The organism is Streptococcus parasanguinis, from assembly GCF_016648925.1.
In the GTDB taxonomy this organism is placed as follows: domain Bacteria; phylum Bacillota; class Bacilli; order Lactobacillales; family Streptococcaceae; genus Streptococcus.
Map to the genome: position 1 here is coordinate 1 of NZ_JACLQX010000037.1, position 9403 is coordinate 9403.

The window sequence follows — 9403 nt, forward strand, 5'->3', positions numbered from 1 at the left end:
TGATGAAATCAGCGTAGTAGAGCCCACTCAACCACTGCGTCTTGCTCGACAATCCAAAAATAATTGAGAGGCTAGGATTTTTGTCCCAGCCTCTTTTCTTGTTAATGTATAAATCTTTATTCTTCGTTTTTTCGCATGAAATAAAGGAGTGTTTGCAATTCACTAGTGAGATCGACATATTGGACAACAACGTCTTTAGGAACTGTCAGATGGACCGGAGAAAAGCTTAGAATTCCTTTGACACCGGCATCTACTAAAAGACTAGCAACTTCCTGCGCTTTAATACTTGGGACAGTTAAAATTGCTGTTTGAATGCCTTCTTTTTTGAGATTCTCTTTGATCGTAGAAATCCCATAAATGGGGATCCCATCCTTACTTTTGGTATTAATCAGTTCATGATCATCTACATCAAAAGCCATGACAATTTTCATCTTATTGCGTTCATGGAAGCGATAGTTGAGGAGCGCACTTCCCATATTTCCGATCCCCACAATAGCGACATTGGTAATGGCATTGTCATTTAAGAGATCGGCAAAGAAGTTCATCAGTTTTTTTACGTCATAACCAAATCCACGTCTTCCTAATTCACCAAAATAAGAAAAATCTCGGCGAACGGTAGCAGAGTCAATCCCAATTGCATCAGCAATTTGCTTGGAATTAGCGCGCTCTATTTTTTCAGAGTTAAAGCGTTTAAAAATTCGGTAGTAGAGCGATAAGCGTTTTGCTGTTGCGCGTGGAATTGGAGTATTTTTATCATGTTTCACAATATCACAACCTTTCCCTCTTATTGTATAGGAAGATTGTGAAAAAATCAACTATCTAGAGTGTTTTTTCAAAAATATTTTTGTCTAAAGAAAAAGCTGATGGCGATGGAGAGTTCCATCATCATCAGCTTAGTTTTCAGCTTGCTCTACCTTTTTCAAAAAAGCATAGAGTCCATCGACTCGTCCTGTATAGGGGAGTTTTTCTCCCTTGTATTCAATGGATACGATTGAGTAAGAGTCAGGCAAGGTTACACAGCCTGAAAAAGCTAGGATGCAGGCTGCAAGGTTGGGATAAGTAGTCGTTCGTTCTACTTGGTAAGCATCGATATAAGTTAGGGTTACCATATTAGGCCTCTGTTTTGTTGAAAATTTCTCTTTCGACAAGACTATCCATTAAGAAATAGAATTTTTGTTGGATAATGTCATTTTCTGGATTTTTAAAGATATTAACCAGGCGAAGCCCAGACTTGTCTGTAATATTGATCTTAAAACCTGTCAAATCTTTATTGAAAATGATTTTTAGTAGGAAGCCTTCGCCGCTATTTGGAACGGCTTCGAGCAAACGATTTAACTCGTAATTTCCAACTTTTGTAACAGCAAATGTATTGTCACGTAAGGTATATTTTTTAACATTTGGGTGTAGACTATAGGTATATTTGCAGTCTTTCAATGAAACACTTGTTTCAAAAGCCATATTGTTCTCCTATGATAAAATTTCTTTAAGTTTTGAGAGGAAGTCTTGAACCTCCTCTACGCTATTGAGTTCTGAAAAACTAATTCGAAGGGATTCTTTTAGGCGTGAGCTATCTTTTCCATAGAGCGCCTCAAGGACATGGCTGGGTTGAACTGTACCAGCGGTACAAGCAGAACCTGTAGAGACAGAAATTCCAGCAAGATCGAGTCGCATCAGTAAAACGTCATTTTGGACACCCGGAAAGCCAAGGTTCCAAACAAATGGAAGATGATCCTCATTCGCATTTACGTAGTAGTCGAAGGCTGCTAAACCATTGACTAGTTCTTGGCCGAGTTTTTGAACCTGGTTGAAATTTTCTTCTTGATATAGTGTAGCTTGCTGAAGCGCGATTGCCATCCCGACAATAGAAATAAGATTTTCCGTACTGGCTCTCATCTTACTTTCCTGATCCCCACCATGGATGAGATTATCAAAATCTGGGGCGGCTGCATAAAGGAAGCCGACGCCCTTTGGTCCATGGAATTTGTGGGCAGAAGCACTGAGAAAATCAATTCCCAACTCTTCGGGATAGACAGGGACCTTTCCAATTGCTTGAACCGCATCAACGTGAAAGGCAGCTGGATGATCTTTTAAGAGTTCTCCGATTTCTTTAATCGGTAGAAGATCGCCTGTCTCGTTATTGGCAAACATGGTAGAGACAAGAATGGTATCCGGTCTAAGTGCAGCCTTGATATCACTAGCCTGAATGCGTCCATCTCTTGGTTGGACGATCGTCACTTCAAATCCGAAACGTTCTACAAGGTATTCGATGGGTTCTAGAACCGCATGGTGTTCCAAAGCGGTCGTAATGATGTGTTTGCCATCTGCTTGGTGTTTCAAGCAGTAGCCTTTTATAACGGTATTATTACTTTCTGATCCACCTGAAGTGAAGAAAATACGATTTGGAAGAGTATGGAGAGACTGAGCAATCTGCTCGCGAGATTCCCGGAGAAGTTTACTAGCCATCCGTCCATGAGCATGAAGGCTCGATGGATTTCCAAAAGTGGTCTTCATAGTTTCAGACATTTTATCAATGACTTCAGGTAGAAGGGGAGTTGTTGCGGCATTATCAAAATATATCACATTAAGACCTTATTTCTTGTGGTAGGCAAATAGAGGACTAACAGGTTTTCTTTCTTGAATGCGAACAATAGCTTCAGCGATCAGTTCGCTAGCTGTCAGATAGTTAATATTTTTAGGAGTTGGTCCGTTTGGAGCAACAGAATCGGTTACTAAGATTTCTTTGATCGGAGCTTGGTCTAATAATTCAACAGCGCCTTTTACAAATAAACCGTGGCTTGAAACAGCATAAATTTCAGTAGCACCTTCGCGTTCGACGATTTTCGCAGCTTCTGAGAATGTCTTACCGGTATTGAGGATATCGTCAATCAAGATTGCTTTCTTATCTTTGACATCCCCGATAATATAGCCATAATCACGGTTTGCATCATCTTGTTCGTAATCAATGATCGCAATCGGTGCATCAAGATATTCCGCTAAACTGCGAGCTCGTTTGACACCAGAGTTTTTAGGGCTGACTACTACGACATCAGGCCCTGTTAGACCTTTGTTGATGTAGTGTTCTGCAAAAAGAGGAATGGTAAAGAGGTTATCCACGGCAATATCGAAGAAACCTTGGACTTGCACTGCATGGAGATCCAGAGTGACGACACGATCCACCCCAGCTTTGACCAACATATTTGCGACAAGCTTAGCAGTAATTGGTTCGCGAGGAGCAGCAGTCCGGTCTTGGCGGGCATAACCGAAGTAAGGCATGACCACATTGACAGTATTTGCGCTGGCCCGTTGGCAAGCATCCACCATAATTAAGAGTTCCATCAAGTGATTGTTGACAGGGAAACTGGTTGATTGAATGATATAAATATCATATCCACGAACACTTTCCTCAATATTGACTTGGATTTCACCATCTGAGAATTGACGGGATGAAATTTTCCCAAGTGGAACCCCAGCATGATCCGCGATTTTTTGCGCAATCTCTGGATTTGAATTGAGAGAGAAGAGCTTCATATTTTTTTTATCTGACATGTGATTCCAACCTCATTTAGATTTTTGATTTTAGCACTATTTTAGCAAAAATTTGCGATAATTTCAGCTATTTTACAATCTTTCAGCCAATCTGGCGATTTTATTTTTTGCTGCTTTGTAGACGATTCCATGCTCTTTGATGAACTGATGGAAATTTTCTTCCTGTTCAGCAGTTTCGACCTCGATTTCTAATTCATAATCTTCAGTGTCTAGATAGAGACTGTGGTCTAGTGCCACCAAGCCTGCAGCTGTTTCTTTTTCGAAGCGTTCTGTTGTAAGGCTTCCCCAGACAGCGAGATGCTCAACGGGGATTTCTTTAGAGATCAAGAGGTTTTTGATTTCTCCGTCAGGAAACTGTTGGTGTTGAAGGATCGCGTCAGTTTCTTCTGGGCTGAGGTTTTGATTGTACTCGAAATGGCCAACTGTTTCAGGAACTTTGAGGGTCAATTCCGCCTGATCTGTGAAGGTACGCACCCGCAAGGCCATTTTTTCCTTGCGGATGAGCTGGTCGGGTGTATCGATATAGTGGTTGGTTTGGACAACCAATTCTGTATCAGCAAAAAGTGGAAGGAGGGATTGGTATTCCTCCTTGTCTAGCAAGGTTTTGTATTCAATTTCTAAATGGTTCATTTTGTGGTCCTTTGCTTTTTTTCGAAAGCGATTCATGATATAATAAGAGATGTGTTTATTGTATACAAAAATGGTTCAGATTACAAGGTGGTAGGATGGCAATTGATTGGGAAAACTTCTTAGATCCTTATATCCAAGCAGTTGGGGAATTAAAAATCAAACTGCGTGGGATTCGTAAACAATATCGTAAGCAACAAAAGCATTCTCCAATTGAGTTTGTCACTGGCCGTGTCAAACCGATCGAGAGCATCCGAGAAAAGATGATCCGAAGAAATATCTCTGAAGAAAATCTGGCGCAGGATATGCAGGATATTGCCGGTCTTCGCATTATGGTCCAGTTCGTAGACGATGTTGAAGAGATCCTAGAAGTTTTGAGACAACGGCAGGACATGCGCGTGGTCCAAGAGAGAGATTACATCCGCCACAAGAAATCAAGTGGTTACCGGAGTTACCACGTTGTGGTAGAGTATCCGGTTGATACCATTGATGGTAATGAGACAATCTTAGCAGAGATTCAAATTCGGACCTTGTCCATGAATTTTTGGGCAACGATTGAACACTCGCTCAATTATAAATATAAAGGAGACTTTCCAGACGAGATCAAAAAACGCTTAGAGACGACTGCAAACCTGGCCTATCTCTTGGATGAAGAGATGGGAGCGATTCGGGATGCGATTCAGGAGGCTCAAGCCCTGTTTGATCCACTTCATCGTAAGTTAAATGATGGCGTTGGAAATAGTGATGACACAGATGAAGACTACAGGTAAAAAAGTATCCATTATTCGCAATCGCAAGCGTCAAAGTGAAGAGGTTTTTCAGCAGTTGCGCTACAAGCTTCGAAAAAATAATTTTATTTTGACGGAAAAGCATCCGGATATTGTGATTTCCATTGGTGGAGATGGGATGTTGCTATCGGCCTTTCACAAGTATGAACACCAGTTGGATCGAGTTCGCTTTGTTGGCGTCCATACCGGACACTTAGGATTTTATACAGATTACTTAGACAGTGAAATCGATAAGCTGGTTGAGAACTTAAAATATGATACTGGAGCTAAGGTTTCCTACCCTATTTTGAATGTCAAGATTACTTTTGACAATGGGGAAACCCGTACCATGAGAGCCTTGAACGAAGCGACAATTAAGAGAAGCGACCGGACCATGGTTGCCGATCTTACCATCAATGGGGTTGATTTTGAGCGCTTTAGAGGAGACGGCATTACTGTTTCGACTCCGACAGGAAGTACGGCTTACAACAAATCCTTGGGAGGAGCAGTCCTTCACCCAACAATTGAGGCGCTGCAGATTGCGGAAATTGCCAGTCTCAACAACCGTGTTTATCGTACCTTGGGTTCTTCTGTTATTGTCCCTAAAAAGGATAAGATTGAGATTACACCGACGAGACCTGGCTTCCACATTATCTCTGTTGACAATTCAACTTATTCCTATCGCAATATAGCAAAGGTGGAGTACCAGATTGACAACCATAAGATCAATTTTGTGGCTAGTTCTAGTCATACCAGCTTCTGGAATCGGGTCAAGGATGCCTTTATCGGAGATGATCGGGAATGAGATTTGAATTCATTGTCGATGAGCATGTCAAGGTCAAGACTTTCCTGAAAAAGCACGAGGTTTCTAAGGGTCTCTTAGCAAAGATTAAGTTTCGTGGTGGCCAGATCCTTGTCAATGGACGTCCGGAGAATGCAATTTATTTGTTGGATATTGGGGATCGCTTGGTCATTGATATTCCAGCGGAAGAAGGGTTCGAAACCCTAAAACCCCTGGATCGGCCTTTGGATATTTTGTTTGAAGATGATCATTTTTTGGTTTTAAACAAACCCTTTGGCATTGCCTCGATTCCAAGTGCGATTCATTCCAATACCTTAGCAAATTTTGTAAAAGGCTACTATGTGAAGCAGGGCTACGAGAACCAGCAGGTTCACATTGTCACTCGCCTGGATAAGGATACGAGTGGTGTCATGCTCTTTGCCAAACATGGTTATGCCCATGCTCGCTTGGACAAACAATTGCAATCTAAAACGATTCAGAAACGCTATTATGCCTTGGTTAAGGGAGAAGGTCAGTTAGATCGTGCTGGAGAGATCATTGCCCCGATTGCGCGTGATGAAGAGTCGATCATTACTCGAAAGGTAGCAAAGGGAGGCAAGTATGCTCATACTAGCTACCAGGTTGTTCAATCTTTTGGTGATATTCACCTAGTGGATATCCAGTTACACACTGGTCGAACCCATCAGATCCGCGTTCATTTTTCTCACATTGGTTTCCCGCTTTTGGGAGATGGTCTCTATGGCGGAAGTCTAGAAGATGGCATTGAGCGCCAGGCCCTCCATTGCCATCGTCTATCCTATTATCATCCATTTCTAGAGGAAGAATTGGTCATAGAAAGCCTACTGCCTCCAGATTTCCAAGCTGTTCTAACACAGCTTCAAACCAGTTATTAATTATTAAAAGGAGTAAAACTCATGGAAGTTTTCGAAAATCTCAAAGCCAACCTCGTTGGTAAGAATGCACGTATTGTATTACCAGAAGGTGAAGAACCTCGTATTCTCCAAGCGACAAAACGCATTGTGAAGGAGACAGAAGTAACCCCTGTCTTGCTTGGTAATCCCGATAAAATTCGGATTTACCTTGAAATTGAAGGGGTTTTGGATGGATATGAAGTTATTGATCCTCATTCTTATCCAGGTTTTGAAGAGATGGTAGCTTCCTTGGTAGAACGTCGTAAGGGCAAAATGACAGAAGAAGAAGCGCGTCAAGTCTTGAAAGACGACGTTAACTATTTCGGTGTGATGTTGGTTCACATGGGAATTGTTGATGGGATGGTATCAGGTGCGATTCACTCAACAGCTGCAACCGTTCGTCCAGCTCTTCAAATTATCAAAACTCGTCCAAATGTCAAACGGACTTCTGGTGCCTTCCTTATGGTACGTGGATCCGAACGCTACTTGTTCGGGGATTGTGCCATCAACATTAATCCAGATGCTGAAGGCTTAGCTGAAATCGCCATCAACTCTGCTATCACAGCTAAGATGTTTGGCATTGATCCAAAAATTGCCATGTTGAGCTATTCAACCAAAGGCTCTGGTTTTGGGGAAAGTGTTGATAAGGTTGTTGAAGCGACTAAGCTTGCTCATGAACTTCGTCCAGACCTTGAAATTGATGGGGAATTGCAATTTGACGCAGCCTTTGTCCCAGCAACTGCAGCCTTGAAGGCTCCAGGAAGCAAGGTGGCAGGACAAGCTAATGTCTTTATCTTCCCTGGTATTGAGGCAGGTAACATTGGATACAAGATGGCAGAACGTCTTGGTGGCTTTGCAGCAGTAGGTCCTGTCTTGCAAGGGTTGAACAAACCAGTGAACGACCTCTCTCGTGGATGTAATTCAGATGACGTGTACAAATTGACCTTGATTACAGCGGCACAAGCAGTAGAACAATAAGAATGATTGAAAGGCTCAGGATGATCTTGAGCCTTTTTCTTTTTAAAATCAGAATTTGTAAACTCTAAGCCGTTCTATGGTATACTAGGAATATGTTAGATTTAAAAGATTACGGGATTATCATGTGGGAGGATGAAAAAATTGCTTCCTTCCGAGAAAAGTTATTAGCCTGGTATGATGCCAATAAACGGGATCTCCCCTGGAGAAGGACGCAGGATCCTTATAAAATCTGGATCTCAGAGATTATGCTACAGCAGACACGTGTCGATACGGTTATTCCCTATTATGAGCGCTTTCTGGACTGGTTTCCAACTGTCGCTGATTTGGCTCAAGCTCCTGAAGAAAGGCTCTTAAAAGCATGGGAAGGCTTGGGCTATTACTCAAGGGTTCGCAACATGCAGAAAGCTGCTCAGCAGATGATGGAAGACCACGGTGGTGTGTTTCCATCAAACTATGAGGCTATTTCAAAACTTAAGGGAATTGGGCCTTATACTGCTGGTGCCATTGCGAGTATTGCTTTTGGTTTGCCAGAGCCGGCTGTGGATGGCAATGTCATGCGTGTTCTAGCCCGCTTGTTTGAGGTGGACTACGATATTGGAGTCCCGACCAATCGCAAGATTTTCCAAGCCATGATGGAGATCTTGATTGATCCAGATCGTCCTGGTGATTTCAATCAGGCTTTGATGGATTTGGGATCAGATATTGAATCCCCAGTCAACCCACGGCCTGAAGAGAGTCCTGTAAAAGAGTTTAGCGCGGCCTATCAACATGGAACCATGGATCGTTATCCAATCAAGGCTCCTAAGAAAAAACCGGTGCCAGTATATTTAACGGCCTTTATCATCAAGGATAGTCAAGGGCGCTACTTGCTGGAGAAAAATGAGCGAGAAGGGCTTTTGTCTGGTTTTTGGCATTTTCCTTTGATCGAAGTGGATAGTCTATCAGAGAACCATGGCCAGTTGTCACTACTGGATGGGCAGGGGCAGGCAGTAGACACCCCAGAAATACTTTCCTTTGAACAGGACTATGACTTGGCCATTGATTGGCAGAACCGGTCTTATCCTATCATCCAGCATGTCTTTTCTCATCGTAAGTGGCAGGTTCAACTTCGTTACGGTTTAGTAAAAGAAGGAGAGCAAGAATCAAGTGAATCGACTGTTTGGTTAACACCAGAAGAATTTTCGAATTATCCTTTTGCCAAACCCCAGCAAAAGATCTGGGAAGCATTTAATAAATGAACGTTCATTTTAATTTAATATAGAGCATAAGTTTATGAAGATAGAATAGGATTATGTAAGTTATATGGATTATATACCAGATTATTCAGATAAAAATTTTATTGGATCTCGTAGTATATTTGCTAGTATTCTCTATTTTATATTAGCTTGTTTTAATTATATTATGGCTGGCGTATATTATTATATTATTTACAAATTATATTCTAATCATGTGAAAATCAGCTTTATCTTAATTTATTTATTTATTTTTTACAATTTATTTTGGTTAACACGTGAGTTAAATTTTAAAATACTTCACTGGCTTGGTTACCACGCCTCGCCAAAATATTATGGAAGTTTTAAAAGCAGGTTTCCTTTATTCAATAAAATAACGAAAACATATAAAATGCATTACAGAAGAAGATCAAAGAAACACCAATTTCTATTCTTATGCAGTTATTTGCTTTATTTAAATTTTGTGCCTATATGTTTCTTTCTTTATTTTTATTTTATAAGGTACTATACAGTTATGAACTATACAACTGACTTTAAAAA

The 9403-nt window shown here is 41.2% G+C and carries 11 protein-coding genes; 5 read left to right on the forward strand and 6 right to left on the reverse strand.

Features of this window, described 5'->3' with window-relative positions:
• Positions 1 to 116: 116 nt before the first annotated feature.
• The 6 genes from H7T97_RS09935 to H7T97_RS09960 form a co-directional block, all read right to left on the reverse strand.
• Positions 117 to 764: a redox-sensing transcriptional repressor Rex gene (locus H7T97_RS09935; protein WP_049474902.1), complete on the reverse strand. Its 648-nt coding sequence runs from the start codon at positions 762 to 764 to the stop codon at positions 117 to 119.
• Between the two features lie 129 nt (positions 765 to 893).
• A complete protein-coding gene (locus tag H7T97_RS09940; protein WP_003007180.1) occupies positions 894 to 1109 on the reverse strand; it encodes a DUF4649 family protein in 216 nt (71 codons plus the stop codon).
• A 1-nt stretch (position 1110) separates the two neighbouring features.
• Entirely contained in the window at positions 1111 to 1458 is a 348-nt protein-coding gene (locus H7T97_RS09945) for a DUF1831 domain-containing protein (protein ID WP_009730974.1), read from the reverse strand.
• A gap of 9 nt (positions 1459 to 1467) precedes the next feature.
• Positions 1468 to 2580 carry a cysteine desulfurase family protein gene (locus H7T97_RS09950; protein WP_201090171.1) on the reverse strand — a complete coding sequence of 371 codons (1113 nt, stop codon included), beginning with the start codon at positions 2578 to 2580 and terminating at the stop codon, positions 1468 to 1470.
• A 9-nt stretch (positions 2581 to 2589) separates the two neighbouring features.
• Positions 2590 to 3546, reverse strand: a complete 957-nt coding sequence (locus tag H7T97_RS09955; protein WP_003007186.1) for a ribose-phosphate diphosphokinase — start codon at positions 3544 to 3546, stop codon at positions 2590 to 2592.
• Positions 3547 to 3618: 72 nt separating this feature from the next.
• Positions 3619 to 4176 (reverse strand): CYTH domain-containing protein, encoded by a 558-nt coding sequence (locus H7T97_RS09960; RefSeq protein WP_195423168.1) that lies wholly within the window; start codon positions 4174 to 4176, stop codon positions 3619 to 3621.
• Between the two features lie 95 nt (positions 4177 to 4271).
• Between H7T97_RS09960 and H7T97_RS09965 the strand changes: the two genes are divergently transcribed.
• The 5 genes from H7T97_RS09965 to mutY all read left to right on the forward strand — a co-directional run bounded on the left by H7T97_RS09965 (position 4272) and on the right by mutY (position 8869).
• A complete protein-coding gene (locus tag H7T97_RS09965) occupies positions 4272 to 4943 on the forward strand; it encodes a GTP diphosphokinase (RefSeq protein ID WP_023918039.1) in 672 nt (223 codons plus the stop codon).
• Positions 4927 to 5745 (forward strand): NAD kinase, encoded by an 819-nt coding sequence (locus tag H7T97_RS09970; RefSeq protein WP_282184817.1) that lies wholly within the window; start codon positions 4927 to 4929, stop codon positions 5743 to 5745. Before H7T97_RS09965 ends, H7T97_RS09970 begins: the two co-directional genes overlap by 17 nt.
• Positions 5742 to 6635 carry an RluA family pseudouridine synthase gene (locus H7T97_RS09975; protein WP_201090172.1) on the forward strand — a complete coding sequence of 298 codons (894 nt, stop codon included), beginning with the start codon at positions 5742 to 5744 and terminating at the stop codon, positions 6633 to 6635. Before H7T97_RS09970 ends, H7T97_RS09975 begins: the two co-directional genes overlap by 4 nt.
• 21 nt (positions 6636 to 6656) lie before the next feature.
• Positions 6657 to 7631, forward strand: a complete 975-nt coding sequence (gene pta / locus H7T97_RS09980) for a phosphate acetyltransferase (RefSeq protein ID WP_195189840.1) — start codon at positions 6657 to 6659, stop codon at positions 7629 to 7631.
• Between the two features lie 92 nt (positions 7632 to 7723).
• Positions 7724 to 8869, forward strand: coding sequence for an A/G-specific adenine glycosylase (gene mutY / locus H7T97_RS09985; RefSeq protein ID WP_195423173.1), 1146 nt, complete (start codon positions 7724 to 7726; stop codon positions 8867 to 8869).
• Positions 8870 to 9403: the final 534 nt, after the last annotated feature.